Annotated in this window: 17 protein-coding genes; 10 read left to right on the forward strand and 7 right to left on the reverse strand. The window is 70.8% G+C overall.

Features of this window, described 5'->3' with window-relative positions; genetic code table 11:
• Nucleotides 1–39 precede the first annotated feature (39 nt).
• Nucleotides 40–534 (forward strand): GNAT family N-acetyltransferase, encoded by a 495-nt coding sequence (locus ABZX22_RS01165; protein WP_354904702.1) that lies wholly within the window; start codon nt 40–42, stop codon nt 532–534.
• Here ABZX22_RS01165 and ABZX22_RS01170 read toward each other — a convergent pair.
• Nucleotides 507–1,298 carry a class I SAM-dependent methyltransferase gene (locus tag ABZX22_RS01170; RefSeq protein ID WP_354904705.1) on the reverse strand — a complete coding sequence of 264 codons (792 nt, stop codon included), beginning with the start codon at nt 1,296–1,298 and terminating at the stop codon, nt 507–509. The genes ABZX22_RS01165 and ABZX22_RS01170 overlap by 28 nt on opposite strands.
• A complete protein-coding gene (locus ABZX22_RS01175; RefSeq protein WP_354904707.1) occupies nt 1,295–2,548 on the reverse strand; it encodes a cytochrome P450 in 1,254 nt (417 codons plus the stop codon). Before ABZX22_RS01175 ends, ABZX22_RS01170 begins: the two co-directional genes overlap by 4 nt.
• Nucleotides 2,549–2,572: 24 nt before the next feature.
• Here ABZX22_RS01175 and ABZX22_RS01180 point away from each other — a divergent pair, with 24 nt between their 5' ends.
• The 4 genes from ABZX22_RS01180 to ABZX22_RS01195 all read left to right on the forward strand — a co-directional run bounded on the left by ABZX22_RS01180 (nt 2,573) and on the right by ABZX22_RS01195 (nt 9,226).
• Complete coding sequence (locus ABZX22_RS01180; RefSeq protein ID WP_354904709.1) at nt 2,573–2,980, forward strand: PaaI family thioesterase; 408 nt, start codon at nt 2,573–2,575, stop codon at nt 2,978–2,980.
• 44 nt (nt 2,981–3,024) lie between these two features.
• Entirely contained in the window at nt 3,025–5,832 is a 2,808-nt protein-coding gene (locus ABZX22_RS01185) for an alpha/beta fold hydrolase (protein ID WP_354904712.1), read from the forward strand.
• Nucleotides 5,829–6,686 (forward strand): ABC transporter permease subunit, encoded by an 858-nt coding sequence (locus ABZX22_RS01190; RefSeq protein ID WP_354904714.1) that lies wholly within the window; start codon nt 5,829–5,831, stop codon nt 6,684–6,686. The genes ABZX22_RS01185 and ABZX22_RS01190 overlap by 4 nt, the downstream gene beginning before the upstream one ends.
• A 533-nt stretch (nt 6,687–7,219) precedes the next feature.
• Nucleotides 7,220–9,226: an ATPase gene (locus ABZX22_RS01195; RefSeq protein ID WP_354904716.1), complete on the forward strand. Its 2,007-nt coding sequence runs from the start codon at nt 7,220–7,222 to the stop codon at nt 9,224–9,226.
• On the opposite strand, the gene ABZX22_RS01200 is transcribed toward ABZX22_RS01195, so the two are convergent.
• Nucleotides 9,227–10,093, reverse strand: a complete 867-nt coding sequence (locus ABZX22_RS01200; RefSeq protein ID WP_354904718.1) for a hypothetical protein — start codon at nt 10,091–10,093, stop codon at nt 9,227–9,229.
• 744 nt (nt 10,094–10,837) lie between these two features.
• On the opposite strand from ABZX22_RS01200, the gene ABZX22_RS01205 reads away from it, so the two are divergent.
• On the forward strand, nt 10,838–11,743 hold the full coding sequence (locus ABZX22_RS01205; protein ID WP_354904721.1) for a PAC2 family protein: 906 nt from the start codon (nt 10,838–10,840) through the stop codon (nt 11,741–11,743).
• On the opposite strand, the gene ABZX22_RS01210 is transcribed toward ABZX22_RS01205, so the two are convergent.
• A complete protein-coding gene (locus ABZX22_RS01210) occupies nt 11,740–12,678 on the reverse strand; it encodes a cation diffusion facilitator family transporter (protein WP_354904723.1) in 939 nt (312 codons plus the stop codon). The two genes, ABZX22_RS01205 and ABZX22_RS01210, sit on opposite strands and share 4 nt — an antisense overlap.
• Before the next feature lie 82 nt (nt 12,679–12,760).
• On the opposite strand from ABZX22_RS01210, the gene ABZX22_RS01215 reads away from it, so the two are divergent.
• Together ABZX22_RS01215 and ABZX22_RS01220 are read left to right on the forward strand one after the other, a co-directional pair.
• Nucleotides 12,761–13,066, forward strand: coding sequence for a metalloregulator ArsR/SmtB family transcription factor (locus ABZX22_RS01215; RefSeq protein ID WP_354904725.1), 306 nt, complete (start codon nt 12,761–12,763; stop codon nt 13,064–13,066).
• 84 nt (nt 13,067–13,150) lie between these two features.
• Nucleotides 13,151–14,191: a Gfo/Idh/MocA family oxidoreductase gene (locus ABZX22_RS01220; protein WP_354904728.1), complete on the forward strand. Its 1,041-nt coding sequence runs from the start codon at nt 13,151–13,153 to the stop codon at nt 14,189–14,191.
• Nucleotides 14,192–14,498: 307 nt separating this feature from the next.
• On the opposite strand, the gene ABZX22_RS01225 is transcribed toward ABZX22_RS01220, so the two are convergent.
• Nucleotides 14,499–15,275, reverse strand: coding sequence for a tyrosine-protein phosphatase (locus tag ABZX22_RS01225; RefSeq protein ID WP_354904730.1), 777 nt, complete (start codon nt 15,273–15,275; stop codon nt 14,499–14,501).
• A gap of 66 nt (nt 15,276–15,341) precedes the next feature.
• On the opposite strand from ABZX22_RS01225, the gene ABZX22_RS01230 reads away from it, so the two are divergent.
• Nucleotides 15,342–16,214 (forward strand): hypothetical protein, encoded by an 873-nt coding sequence (locus ABZX22_RS01230; RefSeq protein ID WP_354904732.1) that lies wholly within the window; start codon nt 15,342–15,344, stop codon nt 16,212–16,214.
• Here ABZX22_RS01230 and ABZX22_RS01235 read toward each other — a convergent pair.
• Nucleotides 16,195–18,669: a tetratricopeptide repeat protein gene (locus ABZX22_RS01235; RefSeq protein ID WP_354904735.1), complete on the reverse strand. Its 2,475-nt coding sequence runs from the start codon at nt 18,667–18,669 to the stop codon at nt 16,195–16,197. The genes ABZX22_RS01230 and ABZX22_RS01235 overlap by 20 nt on opposite strands.
• 125 nt (nt 18,670–18,794) lie before the next feature.
• Between ABZX22_RS01235 and ABZX22_RS01240 the strand changes: the two genes are divergently transcribed.
• A complete protein-coding gene (locus ABZX22_RS01240) occupies nt 18,795–19,577 on the forward strand; it encodes a hypothetical protein (protein WP_354904737.1) in 783 nt (260 codons plus the stop codon).
• Nucleotides 19,578–19,719: 142 nt separating this feature from the next.
• Here ABZX22_RS01240 and ABZX22_RS01245 read toward each other — a convergent pair whose 3' ends face one another.
• Nucleotides 19,720–21,828, reverse strand: a complete 2,109-nt coding sequence (locus ABZX22_RS01245) for a M6 family metalloprotease domain-containing protein (protein WP_354904739.1) — start codon at nt 21,826–21,828, stop codon at nt 19,720–19,722.
• Nucleotides 21,829–21,846 lie beyond the last annotated feature (18 nt).

Consider the following 21,846-nt stretch of genomic DNA (forward strand, 5'->3'; position numbering starts at 1 on the left):
GCGGGCTCGGACTGACCGTAGCCGGGATGATTGCGCCTTATGAGAACTGAGATACGCCCCGCGACCCCCGACGACGCTCCCGGCATCGAGGCCGTCCGGATCCAGACGTGGAAGTACGCCTACCGGGGCGCGATGCCCGACGCCTTCCTCGACGACCTGGCCGTCACCGAGGAGAACGTGCGCCTGCGCCGGCAGGCGCTCGACTCCGGCCGCACCCGCGCCATCGTCGGCGAGACCGCCGGCGCGCTGGCGGGTTTCAGCATGTACGGCGACAGCCGCGACGACCGCGCCGACACCGAGGTCTATGCGATCTACGTGCTGCCGGCCCACCTGTCGACCGGCCTCGGCCGCGCCCTGATGACGGCCACGGTCGAGGCGATACCCGCCGAGCGCACGGTCGGCCTGTGGGTGCTGGCGGCCAATCCGCGCGCCCGCCGCTTCTACGAGAGGTTCGGGTTCGTGGAGACCGGAGGCGCCAAGGTCGAGGACGGCCTGCGGCAGGTCCACTACATCCTGGCCGCGCGTAGCGAGTAGAGGAGCGGCACGCCGGGGCGTCCCTCGGGGAAGCGGTAGAGCCCGCCGTGGCGTTCGAGCGACTCGAAGCGGGGGAAGAGCGTGAAGTCGTGCTCGTGCAGGAACTCCACGCGCATCCCCGCCCCGGCCAGGGCGGTCACGATCTCGCCGAGGCCGTGCGCGAACTGGACGGAGGTGGCGTTCCGCAGCACCTCGGTGCCGGTGTAGGTGTGCGGGTAGTCCTCCACCTGGGGCCGGCGGTCGAAGTAGTCGAAGGCCACCCTGGAGCCGTCCTCGAAGTCGAGGATGTCGCCGAAGGGGTGGAACTCGGCCAGGTAGAGGAAACCGCCCGGCTTGAGCAGCGAGGCGACGACCTGCGCCCACCTGACCATGTCGGGCAGCCAGACCAGCGCGCCGATGCCGGTGTAGACGATGTCGTAGCCGTCGCCCGCCACCTCGGCGGCGTCGTAGACGTCGGCCTCCAGAAAGCGGGCCTCGATGCCGCACTCGGCCGCGATCGCGCGGGCCGCCTCGACCGCCTTGCCGGAGAGGTCGACACCGGTGACCTCGGCGCCCAGCCGTGCCCACGCCATCGTGTCGAGCCCGAAGTGGCACTGCAGGTGGATCAGCCGCCTGCCGCGCACGTCGCCCATCTCGGCCAGTTCGAAGGGGCGCAGCGGCTGCCCGCCCGCCTTGAACCCTTCGACGTCGTAGAAGTCGCTGCCCAGGTGGATGCCCACGCGTTCGTCCCAGTTGGCCCTGTTGACAGCAAGATAGTCGGTCATGATCTTGACTCTAGGAGGACGGGCAAATGCTTTAATCCGTTCTGGAAGTTCGAGATCAGCCTGACCGGCTGGCCGGCGAGCCGTACGTCCCACTTCAGCAGCTCGGCGAAGAACGCGCGCATCTGCGTCCTGGCCAGGTGGGCGCCGAGGCAGACGTGCGGGCCGAAACCGAAGCTGACGTGGTCGTTCGGGGTGCGGGTGATGTCGAACCTGTCGGGGTCGGCGAAGACCGTCTCGTCCCTGTTGGCGGAGGCGTGGTAGACGACGACCTTCTCGCCCGCGCCGATCCGCTGCCCGCCCAGCTCGAGGTCGCGCGTCGCCGTACGGCGGAAGTTCATGACGGGCGGCCAGAAGCGCAGCATCTCCTCCACCGCGGAGGGCAGCAGCTCGGGCCTGGCCCGCAGCAGGTCCATGGCGCCGGGATGCTCCAGCAGACACAGCAGGCCGCCGGGGATGCCGTTGCGCAGCGTCTCGTTGCCGGCCACCGCGAACAGGAAGAACATGTTCTCGAACTCGGCCTCGGTCAGGCCACCGCCGAGCATGGCCGCCATCACGTCGTCGCCGCCGCCGGGGCGGGCGGCCAGCGCGTGCGCGTAGGCGAACATGTCCGCCAGCGCCGCCCTCGACCTGGGGTTGACGCCGGGGCGCCGGGCGGGCGGCCGGGCCGCCAGCGCGATCCTGCCGAGCGGGCTGAGATCGTCGGCCGTGGCCAGGTCCGCGTACTCCTCGTCCTGGTAGCCGATCACCCGCGACGCCCAGTCGTACAGCAGGCGGCGGTCCTGCTCGGGCACGCCCATGACATGCGCCAGCGTCCACACCGGCAGATCGGCGGCCACCTCGACGACGTCGCAGGCGCCCCGCGCGAACAGCCGCGCGGCCCGCGCCGCGATCGTCTCCTCGAGGGCGCGGACGGCCCGCGGGGTGAAGGCGGCCGAGACGATCCTGCGCAGCCGCGCGTGTTCCGGCGGGTCGGTGTTGAGCATCATCGCCTGGACGAACGCCAGGTCGGCCGGGGTGTCGGGGTCGCGGATCTGCGTCGCGCCCAGGTGGGAGGAGAAATCGGCGGGGGTGCGCAGCACGTGTTTCACGTCCGCGTGCGCGAACACGCCCCAGAAGCCGGGCCCGGCCCGCCACGGCCCGAACGCGGGCTCGGGGATCCGGCGGACGGGCGACTCGCGCCGCAGCGTCGCGAACAACTCGTACGGCACGCCCACGCCGTACGTCGAGGGCAGGAAGACCTCCTCAAGCATGGCTCCAGCGTGCATGATGACGGCGTGACTCCTGAAGAAGGCGACGCCATACTCAAGGACAACTTCGCCCCGTGGGTCCTCGACCTGGGGCTGAGCGTGGAGGAGGTCGGTCAGAGCCACGCGCTGCTGCGCCTGCCGTGGTCCGACCGGCTGGCCAGGCAGGGCGGCGGGATCAGCGGCCAGGCGCTCATGGCCGCCGCCGACACCGCGACCGTCATCGCGATCTCCTCGGCCAGGGGTGGTTTCGTGCCGATGACCACGGTCCAGCAGTCCACGACGTTCCAGCGGCCGGTGACAGGGGCCGACGTCCTGATCGAGGCGCGGGTCACCAAGCTGGGCCGCACGCTCGCCTTCGCCGACATCACGCTGAGCGCCGAAGGGGGTCCCGGGCCGGCCGCCCGGGCCAGCACCGTCTACGCCCTGCTGGGCTGAGATCGTCTCAGCTGCCTCTCAGGACCGGTCAGTACGCTCGCCACATGAAGAGAGCAGCCGCGCTGGTCGCGGCGCTGGCCGTGCTCGCGGCGGCGGTCTGGCTGGTGTGGCCGTCCGCGCCTGCGGTGCGCGGCCAGGAGCAGCGGATCGCCGTCGTCGACGGCCCGGGAGACGACCAGCGGGTCGAGCTCGACACGACGTACTTCCCGCCGGCCGGAGAGGGCAGGGCGCCCGCCGTGCTGCTCGCCCACGGCTTCGGCGGCAGCAAGGACAGCGTCAGGGCCCAGGCCGTACGGCTGGCGCGGCAGGGTTACGCGGTGCTGACCTGGTCGGCGCGCGGCTTCGGCCGCTCCACCGGGCAGATCGCGCTCAACTCGCCGGACTACGAGGTCAAGGACGTCGAGCAGCTCATCGACTGGCTGGCCAAGCGGCCCGAGGTTCGGCTCGACGCCGCGGGCGACCCGCGCGTGGGCATCGCGGGCGGCTCGTACGGCGGCGCCATCGCGCTCATGACCGCCGCCCACGACGCCAGGGTCGACGCGATCGTCCCGATGATCACCTGGAGTGACCTGTCGGAGGCGCTGTTCCCCAACGGCGTGTTCAAGAAGATGTGGGCGGGACTGTTCTTCAGCAGGGGCGCTCCCGCCGCCGGCGCCGAGGGGCTGCGCGCGCTGACCGCGCCGCCGCGGCCGCTGTCGGCCGAGGAGGCCAGGTGCGGCCGGTTCCTGCCCGCGGTGTGCGAGATGTACCAGCGGGTCGCGGCCACCGGCAGGCCGACGCCCGAGGCGGTCGAGATGCTGCGCGCCTCGAGCCCGGTGACGGTGGCCGGGCGGATCAAGGCGCCCACCCTGCTGATCCAGGGGCAGCGCGACTCGCTGTTCACGCTCGCGCAGGCCGACGCGAACGCCAAGGCGATCGCGGCGGCGGGGACGCCGGTCGAGGTGATGTGGTTCGACGGCGGGCACGACGGCGGCAACGGCGAGGTGGACTGGCTGGACGAGCGGCTGCTCGACTGGTTCGACCGCCACCTGCGTGCGGCGGCCGGGCCAGGCACCGCCGTGGTCTCCCCTGGAACGGGCACCGCGGGAAGAGGCACAACGGAAACGGGCAGCGCGGGGACAGGAACAGCGGGCACGGGCAGCGCGGAGACGGGCTCCGTGGGGACGGGCTCCCCGGGGACCGTGCAGGGGTTCACCATCACGCGTGACGGGGGCCGCGACCCCGGCACCCGCCAGCGCATCCGCCTGCACCCCGGCACCGACCGCTACCCCGGCCTGACCGGCACCGCCGCCACGCCGATCCAGCTCGCCGGGCCCGACCAGAACGTCGCCAACCCGCCGGGCGGCAACCCCGCCTCCATCTCGGCCGTGCCGGGGATCGGCGGCCTGCTCGGCGGTGGCGGCGCGCAGGGCGGCAACCCGGGCGTCTCCCTCGACATGCCGGGCCAGAGCGCGGTCTTCGAGTCCGCGCCGCTGGCCGAGCCGCTGCAGCTCACCGGCACCGCGACCGTGAAGATCAGGGTGCGGGCGCCGGGCGAGGCGACGCTGTTCGCCAAGCTCTACGACGTGGCCGACGCCGTCACCCCGCCGACGCTGCCCGCCGGTCTGGTGACGCCCGTACGGGTGCCCGCCGGAGCCGGCGAGGTGACGGTCACGCTGCCCGCCGTCGACCACCGCTTCGCGGCCGGTCATCGGCTGCGGCTGGCGCTGACCACGACCGACATGGGCTACGCGACGCCCGCCGAGCCCGCCGGCTACGTGGTGGGCCTGGCCGCGCCGACGCTGACCGTGCCGACGGTGCCCGAACTGGCCGCGCCGCCGAGCGGCCCGGTGTGGTGGACGTGGGCGCTGCCGCTGGCGGCCGTCGCGGTCGCCGCCCTCGTCCTGGCGACGGGCCGCCGGACGGCCGCCCCCTCCGGGCGCTCCGTCAAGGGGGACAGGACAAGCCCGAACGCCGCAGGCACGAACGGCACCGGCACGCACGGCACGGGCGCGAACACCGCAGGCCCGAACGGCGCGGGCCCGAACGGCGCGGGCCCGAACGGCGCGGGCCCGAACGGCGCGGGCCTGAACGGCGCGGGCGCGAACGGCGCCGCGGCACCGGGCGCGGGCGGCGCCGAGGTGCCGCTGGAGATCGCCGGGCTGACGAAGGCCTATCGGAACGGCGAGAAGGCCGTGGACGGGCTGTCGTTCCGGGTGGAGAAGGGCCAGGTGCTCGGCCTGCTCGGCCCGAACGGCGCGGGCAAGACCACCACGATGCGGATGATGATGGGGCTCATCCACCCCGACGCCGGCCAGATCAGGATCTTCGGTGATCCGGTGACGCCCGGGGCGCCGGTCCTGTCCAGGCTGGGCTCGTTCGTCGAAGGTCCCGGATTCCTGCCGCACCTGTCCGGACGCGACAACCTGACCCTGTACTGGCAGGCCACGGGCCGCCCGCCGCAGGACGCCCACATGGCCGAGGCGTTGGAGATCGCCGGGCTCGGCTCGGCGCTGGAGCGGGCCGTGCGCACCTACTCCCAGGGCATGCGGCAGCGCCTGGCCATCGCCCAGGCGATGCTCGGCCTGCCGGACCTGCTGGTTCTCGACGAACCCACCAACGGGCTCGACCCACCGCAGATCAGGGAGATGCGCGAGGTCCTCAAGCGCTACGCCCGCGACGGCCGTACCGTGATCGTCTCCAGCCATCTGCTGGCGGAGGTGGAGCAGACGTGCAGCCACGTGGTGGTCATGCACCGCGGCCGCCTGGTGAGCGCCGGCCCGGTGTCCGACCTGCTCGACACGGCCAGGCACAACGGCCACGGGCCGCGTCTCGAGGACGTCTTCCTCGACCTGATCGGAGACAAGTCATGACCGTTCACAGCGGCGGGGCCCCGGGCTATGCCGCGCGCCGTACGCTGCCGCTGCGGGTGGAGATCGTCAGGCAGTTCAAGCGGCGGCGCACGCTGGTGATGTTCGGGCTGCTGCTGGCCCTGCCATGGATCCTGGTCATCGCCTTCCAGCTCGGCCCGCAGAACACCGGCCAGCAGAACGCCCTGCGCCTGTCCGACCTGGCCACGCAGAGCGGGCTGAACTTCGCCGCGTTCGCGCTGTCGGTGTCGGCGAGCTTCCTGCTGGTCGTGGCGGTGGCGCTGTTCTGCGGCGACACCGTCGCCAGCGAGGCGAGCTGGTCGTCGCTGCGCTATCTGCTGGCCGCCCCCGTGCCGCGCGACCGGTTGCTGCGGCAGAAGCTCGTCGTGGCGCTCGGCTACTCGGCGGCGGCGGTGATCTGCCTGCCGGTGATGGCTCTGGTGGCGGGAACGCTGGTATTCGGCTGGAACGACATCCAGGTGCCGGGGACGGGCGAGACGATCCCTGCCTTCGACGTGCTGCCGCGGTTCGGGATCGTCATCGGGTACGCGCTGGTGAGCCAGCTGACAGTGGCGGCGCTGGCGTTCCTGCTCTCGACGGTCACCGACTCGCCGCTGGGCGCGGTGGGCGGCGCGGTGGGGCTGGTCATCGTCAGCACGATCCTGCAGGCGGTGGAGGCGCTGGGGTCGTTGCGGGAATTCCTACCCACGTTCTGGAACACCGCGTGGATGGACGCGCTGGCGCCGACGCTGGACTGGGGCGGGATGACCAAGGGGGCGGCGGTGTCGGTCAGCTACGCCGCGATCCTGATCGCGGTCGCCTTCCGCCGCTTCCGCCGCAGGGACGTGGTCAGCTGATCCGCCCGTGAACGGCGGCCGCTGCGCGGGGAACGCGCACGGCCGTGGAGGGGGGCCGATGGGCCGGGGCTCGCGAGGGCGCCGGTCCATCGGTCGTCATGGGCCCGGTCAGCGATGGGACAAAAGTGGCAAATCGTACGGCTGAGCGCCAGGGTTACAGAAGTTCGTCCTCCGCGACAGGCCGTGTCAGCCCCAGTGCGGTGGCCTGTTGTCGAGGTAGAAAGCGTCCGGATCCTCGTCCGGAATTTCGCCCCACCCCAGGTCGGTGTCATCCGTGGTTTGCTCAGGCAGGAATTCGGTCACGACGTCAATGCTATCCGGAGGAAGAAACGTCACCCCGGCACAGGTAAGCCACAAGGGACAGTAAAGGCTCCTCGGGGTACAGTTGGTCCCGCGCGTGAGAAGGTGTCCGGCTACCCCCCGTGAGGCTGCCCATGGCCACCCCGACAGGTTGGCGTCGAGAAGGCAATTTGCCGGCGGAGCTCACGAGCTTCGTCGGGCGGACGAGGCTGCTTGCCAACCTCAAACGCCACTTGTCCGAGTCCAATCTCGTGACCGTCACCGGCATCGGCGGCGTGGGCAAGTCGCGGACGGTGCTGCGGCTGGCCCATCAGGTCCGCTCGCAGTTCGCCGACGGCGTGTGGTTCGCCGACCTGGCGCGACTGCAGGACGCGGGCATGGTGAAGAACACGATCGCCTCGGCCTTCGGCGTGGCCGACCAGTCGGCGCGCGGCGAGTCGGAGTCGCTGTCGGAGTGGGTCGGCGACCGCAACATGCTGCTCATCCTCGACACGTGCGAGCACCTGATCGAGGGCTGCGCCGAGCTGATCGACGAGCTGCTGCAGGCCAACCCGCGGCTGAAGATCCTGGCCACCAGCCGCCAGTCGCTGCACCTGGCGTACGAGCACGTGGTGCCGGTGCCGCCGCTGGCGGTGCCGGGCGACAACGCCGACGAGAACCCGTTCACCAACGAGTCGGTGCAGCTGTTCGCGGCCAGGGCCGGCGCGGTCGTGCCCGACTTCGTGCTGGACGAGCAGAACATCGGCTCGGTGGCCGAGCTGTGCCGCCGCCTCGACGGCATCCCGCTGGCGATCGAGCTGGCCGCGGTGCGGCTGCGGGCGCTGTCGGTCGACCAGATCCTGGGCCTGCTGACCGACCGCTTCAGCCTGCTGGCCGGGGCCAGCCGTACGGCGCTGCCCCGCCACCAGACGCTGCGCGCGGCCATCGGCTGGAGCCACGAGCTGTGCGAACCCGCCGAGCGGCTGCTGTGGGCGCGCCTTTCGGTGTTCGCGGGCGACTTCGAGCTCGACGCGGCCAGGTTCGTCTGCTCCGACGACCGGCTGCCCGCCGAGGACATCACCGACCTGGTGACCGGGCTGGTGGAGAAATCGATCCTGCTGATCAAGAGCGACCACGCGGGCGTGCGCTACAAGCTCATCGACACGCTGGCCGAGTACGGCGAGGAGTGGCTGGAGAAGCTCGGCGAGTCCGAGAGCCTGCGCCACCAGCACCTGGCCTACTACCTGAGCCTGGCCCGCAGGAGCGAGGACGCCTGGTCGGGGCCGCGGCAGATCTACTGGTTCGTACGCATGCGCCAGGAGCACGACAACGTCAGGCTCGCGCTCGAGCACGCCCTGCGCACGCCGGGCGACAGCCTCCTGGCGCTGGAGCTGCTGTCATCGCTGTGGTTCATGTGGATCTGCTGCGGGTTCGTCCGCGAGGGGCGCATCTACCTGGAGCGGGCGCTGCGCGCCAACCCCGATCCCAGCAAGGAACGCTGCAAGGCGCTGTGGGTGCTGTCCTACGTGCGCAGCGCCCAGGGCGACAGCGTGGGCGCGCTGGAGGCGGCCGAGCAGTGCAGCAGCGAGGCGGTGCTGGTCGGCGACTCCCGCGCGGTCATCCTGGCCTCCAAGATGCAGGGGACGGCGGCGCTGCTCCAGGGCGACCTGCAGAAGGCCAGCGCTCTGCTGGGCATGGCGATCGAGTTCAACACCGGCAACAAGGAGCTCAACCCGGGCCTGCTGCAGGCCATCGTCGAGCTGTCGATCGTGCTGACGACGCAGGGCGAGGTGTACGAGGCCGAATCGCTCCTGGTCGACGTGCTGCAGGTGTGCAAGGAGCGGGGCGAGCTGTGGGTCAGCTCCTACGCCAGCTGGGCGCTGTCACTTCCGCTGCTGGCGATGGGCCGGCCGGAGGCGGCCCTGACCACGGCCCAGGAGGGCCTGCGCATCAAGCGCTACTTCCACGACACGCTGGGCACTCTGGTCGCGTTGGAGACGACGGCGCGGACCTTCGCCATGCTCGAGCAGGCCGAGTTGGCCGCTCATCTGCTGGGCGCGCTGAAGGCCAACTGGACGACGTCGGGGCTGCCGATGATGGGCGCGCCGTTCCTGACCAACGAGCACGAGAAGTGCGTGAAGGAGTGCCAGAAGCTGCTGGGCGAGGCGGCCTACAACTCGGCGTTCGAAAGCGGGGCGCGCCTCGATCTGGATGAGGCGTCCACGTTGGCGCTGGGCGAGGTGGACGCCCCGCCATCCTGATCAGCCGGCCTTGCTCCAGGTGGTGCCGGTCGGCCATGCGTGGATGTAACGGGCACTGCCGAGGGAGAACTCGATGTGCCCCCGGACCCAGTGCTCCAGTCCACGCACGTATCTGCGTACCGGCAGCGATGCCCATCGCTCGAGATGGGCGCGGCGTTCGATGAACGCGGCGACGGCGTCGTTGTGCATGTTCGACACCTCGTCGAGAGCCTTCTGCAGGCTGAGAGACCTGTGTGTGGCCAGCACCGTGACCAGGTTGTGCCGGGCCTTGTCGTTGTCGCGCTCCTTGGCGTACGACAGCAGGTCGTTGTCCCAGCCGATGAGGTCGCAGGCAAGGTCGGACAACACACGGACGTCCGGATGGTGCCATTCCTCCGCTTCGAGGCGATAGCCGCCGCCTACGTCGATGAGAGCCAGGCAGGTGTAGGTCGCCCCGGTGATGCGGCGCATGAGCACGTAGTCCTCGACGCTGGGGATGAGGTCCACCTCCCGGTTGGCCGCCTCCCAGATCTGCGCGAACAGGTACTCCTTGACCGTTGTACGCCAGCGTTCGACCTGGGCGGGCGTCGCCGTTTCCGTGATGCGCAGTTGCAGTTCGCGCAGAGTCAGGCCGAAGGGATCGTCCGATGCGGGTTGCCGACGGCCGTCGAGGATCTCGAGGAGCGGCGGCAGGGCGTGAGCCAGTGCTGAGGCCCGGTGCCCGATGAGGGCTCCCTCGCAGAAAGCGTCGTCGAAGGCGAACAACCAGTTGTACCAGTCGTTGAGCAGTCTCAAACTTTCGCGAGGTACTAATGGGTTGGTGCGAGCCGCCAGCACCCCGATCTTGGAGCGTCTGAAGTGTTCGACGGCCTTGTCGTCGCCGAGCATGCCAGAGGTCGCCAGCCATCGGTGACTCTCGGCGTCCACCTCTTCCGAATGGACGTTGATCTCGTTGGGGAAAGGACACGGAAGTGCGGGGATGCGGAGTGGTCGCCTACTGAAGGCCTGCGCAGAGGGGATCGTAGTTGCCACCCCCCTAGCATGACGATGGACCGTTCAAAAAGCCACACTGACGATATATGGCGATATTCCACCCTATTCTTTAGGGCACCGACGGCGAAATTGTTGGCTGGAAAACATCTGCCCTGTGTCAACTGCTGATGGGATGCCCGCCCGCGGGTCGGCTCCGCCCATCCGGCGAAGTCCTGACCATGCCTGATTCTTTCCTGAAGACCGCGCGGGCCGTAGAGGTCACGCCTCTGTCGTTGGCCCGGTCGGAGGCGGTCCACATCTCCGTGCGTGCCTTCATCGTGTCGGCGTGACCGTGATATGCCGTCGGCATCAGCAAGATGTCACCCTTCTGGTTGGCGAGGGCCGCCGGGACACCTGCTCGACGTCGGCGGCAGCGTGACCGTGTCGCCCGCCCTGGCCAGGTCGAACATCCTGGTGACGAACCCCTTGAGCGCGCTCACGGGAGCATTGTGCCGGTGCGGGAGCGTCCGCCCTTCAGGCGATGGATGGTGTGACCCGGGGGTTCCATGCTGATTTCTCATCGATATGGTGCCGTGCACGGAATCGTTCCGGCTCGCCGCAGGTTGCTGGAGAGAGTACCGAGGGAAAGGCTGATCAACCGTGTTCGACCCGACGGATCTCTACCGGCTGGCGGAGGAGACCCCCGAGCTCACCGATCCCGTGCTGGTGTACCACTTCGACGGGTTCGTCGACGCGGGCAGCACCGGACGGCTCGCGCTGGGCCACCTGCTGGCCGAGCTTGAGCACAGCGTCGTGGCGACCTTCGACGTCGACCGCCTGATCGACTACCGGTCGCGGCGGCCGACGATGACGTTCGACACCGACAGGTGGGTCGACTACGAGGCCCCCGAGCTGGCCCTCTACCACGCGCGTGACCTGACGGGCACGCCGTTCCTGCTGCTGACCGGGCCCGAGCCCGACCGGGAGTGGGAGCTGTTCGTCGCCGCGGTGGGCCGGCTGGTCGAACGGCTCGGCGTGAGCAGGCTGGTGACCGTGCACGGCATCCCGATGGCCGTCCCCCACACCAGGCCGCTCGGCGTCACGGCCCACGCGAGCCGGCCCGAGCTGATCAACTCGCAGGTGAGCGCGTTCGGCCGGGTGCAGGTGCCGGGAAGCGTCGCCGCGCTGCTGGAGTTCCGCCTGGGCGGGCAGGGGCGCGACGCGCTCGGCTACGCCGTCCATGTGCCGCACTACCTGTCGCAGGCGGAGTATCCACAGGCCGCGGTCACGGCGCTGGAGGCGATCACGAAGGGGACCGGGCTGGTGTTCCCGATGGACAGCCTGCACGACGCGGCGGACCGGACGACGTCCGAGATCGAGGAGCAGATCCGCGCCTCGAGCGAGCTGTCGTCGGCGATCCAGGGTCTTGAGCAGCAGTACGACGCCTTCGCCGGTGGCCAGGAGCGGCAGAACCTGATGGCCGAGGCCACCCCGATGCCGACGGGTGACGAGCTGGCGGCCCAGTTCGAGGCCTTCCTGGCCGAGCGGGACGACCGCGACAGCTAACCGGTGGCGCCCGGCCGGCTGTCGCCGGGCCAGAGGTGCCGGGCGCCCTCGTGGTCGACGTGGCCGGCGGGTTCGAGCTGCAGCGTGGAGTGCTCCACGTCGAAGTGACCCGCCAGGCACTCGTGCAGCCGGTCGAGCAGCGGGCCGCACTGGCTGAAGGTCTCGACGTCCACGACCACGTGGGCGGACATGACGGGCACGCCCGAGGTGATCGTCCACGCGTGCAGGTCGTGGACGTCGGTGACGCCGGGCGTCTCCAGCAGGTGCTCGCGCACCTCGGCCAGGTCGACGCCCTTGGGAGTGGCCTCGAGGAGGATGTCCACGGCCTCCTTGAGCAGCTTCCACGTGCGGGGCAGGATGAGCAGCGCGATGATCACCGAGATGACCGCGTCGGCGGGGTACCAGCCGGTGAGCTGGATGACGATGGCGCCGGCGATGACGGCCACCGAGCCGAGCAGGTCGCCGAGGACCTCCAGGTAGGCGCCCCTGAGGTTGAGGCTGTCCTGCTGGCCCTCGCGCAGCAGCCACAGCGCGATCCCGTTGGCGATCAGGCCGGCCACGGCGGCGACCAGCATGACGGTGGTGCCGACCGGCTCGGGGTTGGCGAACCTGCGCACGGCCTCGATGAGGATGTAGCCGCTCAGGCCGAGCAGCACCACGGCGTTGACGGCGGCGGCCAGGATCTCGGCCCGCTGGTAGCCGAAGGTCCGGCGGGAGCTGGCGGGCTTGCCGGCGATCCAGATCGCGAACAGCGCGAGCGCGACGCCCGCGGCGTCGGTCGCCATGTGGCCGGCGTCGGCGAGCAGGGCGAGGCTTCCCGACAGCAGCGCCCCGACGACCTGCACGACCAGGACACTCAGCGTGAGCGGCAGCACGATCATCAACCGTTTGCGGTGAACCGCGCCGGCCGTCGCGTGGCCGTGCCCGTGTCCCATGTGCCGCCTCCTCGCTCTATACAGTCAACCATGTATATACAGCAGGAACTGTATATACAGCAAATCGTGTACCCTGATTATCGTGTTCACTGTGGAGACCCGGCTCGACGCGATGGCCAGAATCGGCAGAGCCCTCGCCGACCCGAACCGCTGCCGCCTGCTCATCGCCCTGCTCCAGGGGCCCTCCTACCCCGCCCGGCTGGCCGACGAACTGGGGCTCACCAGGCAGAACGTCTCCAACCACCTGGCCTGCCTGCGCGGCTGCGGCTTGGTCGTCGCGGTGCCCGAAGGACGGCAGACGCGCTACGAGATCGCCGACGGGCGCCTGGCGCACGCGATCGAGGACCTCATCCACGTCGCCCTCGCCGTCGACCCCGACCACATCTGACCGGCCGCCGCGGTGAGCGGGCCGTGCGCGCGGGTCGCGTCGCCGTTCACCTGGCCATGATCGGGTGACGGTTATCGTGGGGTGATGAGCGAGATCCAAGTGGGCCTGGTCGGGTACGGCACGGCGGGGGCCGTCTTCCACGCCCCGCTCATCCACGCGACGCCCGGCCTGAGACTGGCCGCCGTGGTGACCCGCGATCCCGGCAGGGCCGCCGAGGTCTCCACCAGGTACGGCGCGACAGCGGTGAAGGACGCCGACGACCTGTGGCCGCGCTGCGACCTGGCGGTGATCGCCTCGCCCAACAGGACCCACATCCCCCTCGCCACCGCCGCGCTGGAGGCGGGGCGTCCCGTCGTCGTCGACAAGCCTCTCGCGAGAACCGCCCAGGAGGCCCGCGACCTGGTCGAACTGGCCGCCAAGAAGCGCCTGATGCTGACCGTGTTCCAGAACCGCCGGTGGGACGGCGACTTCCTGACCCTGCGCCGCCTGGTGGCCGAGGGCGCGCTCGGAGACGTCCACCGGTTCGAGTCGCGCTTCGAGCGCTGGCGGCCGGTGCCCAAGGGCGGCTGGCGGGAGAGCGGCGGCGCCGACGAGGTCGGCGGGCTCCTCTACGACCTGGGCAGCCACCTGGTCGACCAGGCGCTGCAACTGCTCGGGCCGGTGCGCGAGGTCTACGCCGAGAGCGACATCCGCAGGGCCGGCGTGGGCGCGGACGACGACTCCTTCCTGGCGCTCACCCACGACAGCGGGGCCCGCTCCCACCTGTGGGTGAGCGCGGTGGCCGCCCTGCTCGGGCCGCGGTTCAGGGTGCTCGGCTCGTCGGCGGCGTACGAGAAGCACGGCCTCGACGTGCAGGAGGAGCGGCTGCGGGCGGGGATGACGCCGGACGCCCCCGGGTTCGGGGCGGATCCGGAGGAGCAGTGGGGCACGCTCGGCACGATCGGGTCGGCCGCACGCGTGCACACCGAGCCGGGCTCCTACCTGGACTTCTACCTGGGGGTCGCGGCCTGCCTCCGGACCGGGTCGGCGCCCCCTGTCGACCCTCGGGACGTGGTCGACGCCCTCGCCGTCATCGAGGCCGCTCGCCGTTCCGCCGACGAACGCACGGTGGTGCGCATCCCCTGACCCTTCAGAGGCGGACGGACCGCGGACGGGCGCCGGCCGACGCCCTTCAAGGGAGCGGCGCGTCGGCGGCCGGTGGGCGTTCCCCAGAGGGACGGGCCACTCCCTGGCCGCCGGCGCACCCGGGCGTTCAGCCGGTGGGCGTTCCCCGGAGGGACGGGCCATCGCCTGGCCGCCGGCGCACCCGGGCGTTCTTCGCGACGTGCGGGACGCCCACACGCCCCGGACGCCCCGCAGGACCGGGACGTCCAGGCGCCTCCGCCGATGCGCACGCGCGGCGGCGGCCGTACGGACGGCAGGGTCGGGAGGATCAGTCGCGGAGGCGGGAGCGGAGGGCGCGGGTGTCGGTCTCGGTCCAGCCGTGCGCGTGCAGCCAGGGCAGCGGCCCGCCGAACCGGTCGTCGAGCACGCCGAGGAACTGCAGCATGTACTTCGCCCGCGGCCGGTGGTCGTCGGCGGGGCGGGAGTCGAGGTCGTCGCGGTAGGTGTCGCTGGCGCGCAGCCGGGCCAGCACCTGCTCAAGGCGTTCGCCGGTCGCCTCGTAGTCGGCGACGATGGCCTCGCGGGTGGCCCCGGCGACCTCGAGCGCGAGCGCGCACAGCACGCCGGTGCGGTCCTTGCCCGCCGCGCAGTGCACGATGGACGCGCCGTCGTCCTTCGCCATGACGCGCAGGGCGGAGACGACCGAGTCGGGGCGGTCGCGCAGGTAGCCGTAGTAGAACCCGGTCACGCGCAGGTCGTCGTCGGCGCCGCGTTCCTGCCACGGCAGGGCCCGGTCGGCGTCGACGTCGGTGTGGCGGCCGCCCTCGGCGAAGAGGGTCAGGTGGTGGATGGTGACCTCGGGGACTGTGGTGAGGGGTCCTGGACCTTCGAGGGTGACCTCCGGGCCGGAGCGGAGGTCGACGACGTGCCTGATCTTGTGCGAGCCCACGAGCAGCTCGATGTCGGCGTCGGTCAGTCCCTGCAGGTTGTCGGATCTGAGAATGCGGCCTGAGCGCGTGGTCGCGCCGTCAGTGGTGGGGAGTCCGCCCAGGTCACGAACGTTGGCGGCGCCTTCGAGCTCTATCCATCGCGTGAAGTCGTTCATCGAGATGGAGCCTATATGTCGGGATAAGGCTGTGCGGATTCGCGATTTGTAACGCAGCATGAAGAGATGGATCCGCGTGCATTTCCCCCGCGTCCGGTGCTCGATCCTTCTCTACCCGAGGAGGTCGCGGCACAGCTCAGAGCGGGCCCCCACGCGATGCACATGGCGAGAGCGGGCAAGCAGCACGAGCCCGCGCGCAACACGGCCCTGCTGTTCGTCCTGCCCGGCTTCCTGCTGCTGATCTGGATGCTGACCAGCACGGCCGGGATGATCGTCGCCCTGGTGGGCGTGTCGCTGGTGGCGCTGATGCGCTGGATGGCGACGGACGAGGGCAACAGGGTGGCGCGCCGCCGGCTCAAGCTGGCCTACGAGCACGCCGACCGCTACGTCCTGGCCGAGGATCTGGACTATCCCTGCCAGGTGCTGCTGCGCAGGGCGCAGGACGCGGCCGACACCATTCTCGCCTCCGAGGTGCACAAGGCGGGGTTGATCGACTCCATCGACAACAGGGTGACGCTGCCCGACGAGGTATGGCAGATCGCCAGGCGGCTGGCCAAACTCTCGCGCATGCACGACGAGCACCGCAGGATCGTGCCGACCGACCTGCCGAGGAACCTCAGGGCGGCGTTCGCGCCGTACGCCACGGCGCTCGACCAGGCCTGGACCTCGCTGTCGCAGCGGGTGCGCAACCTGGAGGAGTACGCCGTGCAGGTGCTGCGGGCCGACGACGTCTACCGCGCCCACCGGCGGCTGGAGATGCTGGCCGCCCGCACCTCCGACTACCAGCACCTGCTGGCCGAGACGGTGCGCGACGACCTGGCGCTGCCGCACATCCAGCAGCTGGCCGACCAGGCCCGCCACGTGCGGGAGCTGTTCGAGCAGTCGATCCAGGACGCCCGCAGGGCGGCCGGCCACCTGATCAGAACTCCGCTCTCCTGAGCAGTTCGAGGGTCCTGCGCATCCCCGCCTCGTTGCCGAGGCTGCGGTAGATCTCGCGGGCCTGCTCCAGCGGCGGTACGGCGGCGCGCCGGTCCCGCGCTTCGAGGTGCGTCTCCCCGAGATAGCGCAGGCTGCGCGCCATCCACCACTGGTCGCCGAGCTCCTCGAAGGCGGCGACGGCGCGTTTGAGCTCCTTCTCCGCCTCGGCCATCCGGCCCAGCCTGGCCAGCGACCTGCCTGACGACAGGTGGGTGCGGGCCACACCCCAGGAGTCGCCGAGCGCGATGAGGATCTCCTCGGCCCGCCGTACCGAGTCGAGCTCGCGCAGGCCGTTGACGGGGTCGCCGACCTCGCCCATGGCGCGCATGCAGCGCGCCTCCTCCCACAGCTCGCCCCTGCTGCTGAACATCTCGGCCGCCCGGTCAAGGCTGAAGCCCGCCTTGGTGAACAGGTCGGCGGCGGCCTTGGCCTCCCCCTCCCGGTGGAGCCCGCGCGCCTGGGCGGCCAGCACCTCGCCGTAGGCGCGCAGCGTCTGCGCCTCGGAGTAGCGGTTGCCGTCCCGTTTGAAGACCGCGAGGGCGTCCTCCAGCAGGTCACGTGCCTCTTCGGAGCGCCGTTCGGCCAGGCGGAGCTCGGCGAGGTTGCGCTGGGTGCGCGCCATCCACCAGTAGTCCTCTTCGGCGTCGAAGGCGGCGATCGCGTCGACGAGGTAGCCCTGGGCGCGGTCGAGGTTGCCGCCGGTGAACAGCCGCATGCCGATCGTGCGCATGGCCCTGGCCGCCCACCACGACTCGCCGAGCTCGGTGAAGATCCGCAGTGCCTCCTCGGCCGTCTCGCCGCCGCCGAGGACGGCAGCGCGGTCGAGCAGGGCGATGCCGAGCGCTCGCCGGTCACCCATCCGGCGGGCGGCCTCCACGGTGATCTCGGCGATCTCGCCCCAGTCGCTCCAGTAGGCGCGCAGGGAGTGGCAGATCGAGCAGAAGGCCCTGCCGAGGCCGAAGACCAGCTCCCACAGCTCCATCGACCTGGCCAGGTGGATCATCGCCATCAGGCTGAGGCGTTCGGCGTTGAGCCAGTCGCTGGCGTGGGCCTGCCCGCCGGCGTCGCCGACGCGTCCGGTGCGGCCCCAGTCCTGGGGCCACCTGGCCTGGGCGGCGGCCTCGGCGCGGCGGCGGTAGCCGTACAGGACGCGTTCGATGGCCGCCTCGCGCCGGTCGTCCTCCAGCTCGGCGGCGAACAGCCGGACCAGGTCGTGCAGGCGGTAGCGCATGGCGCCGGTCTGGTCGGTGCCCGAGCTCTCGGCCAGCTGCACGTCGACCAGCGCCTCCAGCTGGTCGGCGCCGTCGAGCTCGGAGATGTCCAGCAGCTCGCCGGCCACCCAGCCGGGCACGTCGGGCGAGGTCAGCGAGGACAGCAGGCGCAGCAGCCGGCGCTGGATGCCGGTGCAGTCGTCGTAGCTGAGCTGCACCGAGGCGCGGACGCTCTTGTCGATCGTGGGGGCCAGCTCCAGCTGGTCCAGGATGCGGCGCTCGAGCCGGTTGGCCAGCTCGCGCAGCGACCAGCCGGACCTGGTGGCCAGGCGCGCGCCGCAGATGTTGATCGCCAGGGGCAGGTAGTCACAGATCCTGACGATCTCCTTGGCGGCGGCCAGGTCGTCGACGATCCGCTCGCCGCCGGCCAGCCTGGCCAGCAGTTCCACGCCCTGCGCCTCGCTGAAGACGCTCAGCTGGGTGTCGTAGGCGTTCATCAGGAACAGCGGCTGGCGCGAGGTGACCACGACCGCGCAGCCGGGCTCGGCGGGGATGAGCGCCTTGACCTGCTCGGCGTCGTCGACGTTGTCGAGGCCGATGAGGATCCGGCGGCCCTTCGTCCAGGTCAGCCACAGCTTGCGCAGTTCCTCCAGCCCTCCGGGGTCGGTCGTGAGCCGCACCCCGAGCGCACGCAGGAAACCGATCAGGACTTCGTCAGGTCTGATGCCGCGCAGGCTCGCGTAGAGGCGGCCGTCGGGGAACCAGTCGGCGATCTCCTGCCCGAACCTGGCCATGAGCGCCGACTTGCCGACGCCGCCCCTGCCGTACAGGGAGACGACCAGCGGCGGTCCGAGCTCGTCGGACCTGCGCCTGGCGGTGAAGACCGCGCGCAGTTCGGCCAGGGCCTCCGAGCGGCCGGTGAAGTGCTCGGGGGACGGCGGCCACTGGTCGGGCGGCCGCCACGCCTGGTCCTCCGGCGACGGCTGCGGCTCTTTCCTGGTGGTGGCGGTGGTGGCCCAGGTGGTCACGCCCACCAGCAGCGCCGCGAGCGCGGTCACGCCGATCTTGGCCACGGGCGGGATCTCCCACTCCAGCGACGCGGCCAGGATGCTGGCCGCTCCCGCGGCCGCACCCGCCGCGACGGGCGCCAGCCAGTGCCGCCGCCTGCGCCGGGGCCGGGAAACCTCCTCCGGCAGTCGCAACACACACCCCCTTCAGAGGTGATTCAAGCCGATCACGTACGGCCCGCGCCACCCCTGATCGCGGAACCGCCGAGCCCGTGCGTCCGTTGTCCCTTCAACCACACCGCGCCTCCACGGAAGGGGCTCCTTTGGCGCGTGCCGCAGACGTCTCCGCCTTACGAATCATCCGCGTCCTGCTCGTGATCGCTGTCCTGGTCGGCACCTCGGCCTGTTCCGACACCCAGGTGAAGGGCAGCTTCCGTCCCGCGTTCGTCCCCGTCAGCCTCGAGTGGGGGCCCGGCGGGCTCAAGGTGAGCGGGCAGAGCTCGCTCGTCACCCCCGTGGGGGTCTTCTCGATCGGCGCGGAGTACGCGCTGCCGGACAGCGAGGACGACGCCCTCTACGTGATCGTCCGCAACGCCACCGAGGTCCCGCCGGGGCAGACCGAGGTCGGGTTCGACCACATCTACAAGGTCAGGACCGGCCAGGGCGAGTTCACCGCCGTCGTGAACGGCACCACGAGGATCCAGGTGGTCGACCGCACGGTGCTCATCGACGTCACCGACGGTCAGGTACGGACCATCACCTTCGCGCAGGCCGAGGTCACGGTCAAGGAACACGTCCCGGGTCCCGTGGAGCGGTGGAACACCTACTGGGCCGGCTCGTTCTACTCGCCCTTCGCGCTGTCGCGGTGGGCCTACGACGACTCGACGATGTCGCGGTGGTTCGGCCTCGGGTTCGTGCTCTTCCTGCTCAGGCTGGTCGTGGCGATCATCCTGGGCGTGGTCGACGTGGTCCTGCTGGTGTGCTGCGTCGTCGCGGCGGTCGCCTACGTGCTGTTCGGCCAGACGGGCACGAACATCGCCTATGGAGTGGAGGTGCTGCTCGGGCTGCTGTTCGCGCTCGGGCTGGCCGGCCTCTGGCTGGAGTGACCGATGGGGTACGGCCGGGCCGTACCCCATCAGCCGGTTAGCCGGGCACCTCGCGGTAACCCTGTCATCCGGTTATCCGAGCCCTTCGCGGTAACCCTATCATGCGGTTACCCGGGCGCCGGGCGGCGACCCCGTCAGGCGGTTACAGGCCGACCACGTGGCAGGTGGCGCTCACCGTCTTGGACGGGTCCGACTCGGACGTGGCGGTCAGCGTCACCTTGGCCAGGTGGCTGCCGCCTTCGGCACGCACGGCGTTGACCGTGACGGCCTCCTGCTGCCCGTTGCCGACCGCGGCCAGGGCGTTGGGCAGCTGGGCGGTCCAGCCCTGCCCCGCGACCGACGCCTTCAGGCGGTAGACGTCGCCGCCGAGGTAGGCGGAGACGTCCTCGGGGTGCGCGGCCGTCGTGGCGCGCGTCCTGCCGGTGTTGAACAGCGGGAACCTGCAGGTGGAGACCCCCTTGCCGGCCGGGACGCCGGCGGCGGGCAGCAGCCTGACGCCGCGCTGGTGCGGCCCCGCGCCGTCCAGCGAGCGGACCGCGACGGTGTAGGAGAGCGTGCCCTTGCGGTCGCGGTGCACGTCGGTGACGTAGAAGTGCAGGCGGTTGGCCTGGTCGACGTACTCGTACTCGCTGCCGGAGTCGGTCCCGGCGTGGAAGAGCGCGTCGGACAGCTGGCGGTAGTCACCGATGGTGATCGGGACCTTGGTGCCGTCCGGCAGGACGTAGTCGGTCATGTTGATGTCCTGCGGGTTGGCGTCGATCACCCACTCGAACGGCGCCCGGTCCTGGTTCTTGGTCTTGGCCAGCAGCACGCCGGCGTCGGGCGTGAAGGAGTCGGTGCCCATCCGGTCGACGACCTCGACGGTGTAGTTCTCGTAGCCGCCGCCGTCGCACAGCGGGTCGGTCTGCCACTGGCAGGCGGGCGACTTGTCGCCGGAGTCGAACTGGATGTTGAGACCCATCAGCCCGTCAGGACCCGGCTGGACGGCGCGGGCGGTGACCCTGGCGGTGACCAGGCCCGACTCGTCGAGCGCGTCGCGCGACAGGCGCAGCACGTTCTTCTCGTCGACCATGTTGAGCTTGATCTTGTTGCGCAGCATGTGCTGGGCGCCCATCGAGGCGCCCGAGGTGGGCGGGATCAGCCAGCGGCTGTGCGGGCCGCCGGGGCCGTTGAAGCTGCCTCTGCTGAGCATCTCCCACACGCCGGTGTAGGCGCGGCGGACCGGGTTGGCGTACGGGTTGTTGTAGTTGTCGAGCACGCCGAGGATGTGGCTCAGCTCGTGCGCGTAGACGGCCATGCCCGAGCTCTCGGCCTGCACGGAGTTGACGCCGATCTCGGCGTTGGGCCAGAAGTTGGAGCCGGCCTGCCAGGAGGTCCAGTCGACGTAGCGGGTCCTGACCCAGTTGGGGAGGCTGGGGTCCTCAGGGCCCCACTCGTCGGTCACGGCCTCCTTGTTCGGGAACTTCATCATCCCGAACTCCTGCCAGGTGCTCGACTCGTCCTGGCCGGCGCTGAGGTAGAAGATGAAGTCGAACTTCTTGGCCTCCTCCTCGCCGATGGCGCCGACCCACAGCGCCTTGCCCTCGGTGCGCAGGTTCTTGTTGCAGTTGTCGCCGGCGGGGCAGCCGGTGCCGCCCTGGAACTCCATGGCGTACTCGTGGTCCTTGCCCGACAGCGTGTAGGGCCCGAACCCGGACAGCTCCACGCCGTAGCGACCGCCGGAGTCCTCCATCCAGTACTCGTGGATGGTGTGGCCGCGGTTGAGCGCGTTGGGGGTGTTGAGGAAGTTCTGGTAGAACGTGGCGACCTGGTCGCGCGGCACGTCGTGCGCCTCGGCGCTGGGGTTGCGGTAGATCGTCGAACCCTTGGGCTGGGTGACCACGAACGGCTGGTTGGGGTAGTCGAGCAGCACCAGCGCGCCCTTGAAGGTGCGGACGGAGCCCTTGGCGTCCGGGTCGGCCCAGTTGGTGTCCGGCACCTTCTTGTAGTCCGCCCACGTCATGTGGTCGGGGTTCTTCCAGTTCTGCGGGTCGATCGGGCCGATCGGGGCCGAGGGGCGGCCGCGCAGCGCCTGCTCGCCCGGCTCGGGCTGGTCGCGTTGCCACGGCTGGGTCTGCGGCCAGTGGTCCTGCCGCCAGGGGATCTCGGGGTCCTTGGGAGGGTCGGCGGAAGCGGGGGTGGCCGCAAGGCCGATGGGGGCCAGCACGAGGGCCGCCAGCAGGCCTTTCAGCAGCTTCTTCGGGAGATTCACGATCTAGGACGGTATAGA

The organism is Nonomuraea sp. NPDC003804, from assembly GCF_040610675.1.
Taxonomy (GTDB): domain Bacteria; phylum Actinomycetota; class Actinomycetes; order Streptosporangiales; family Streptosporangiaceae; genus Nonomuraea.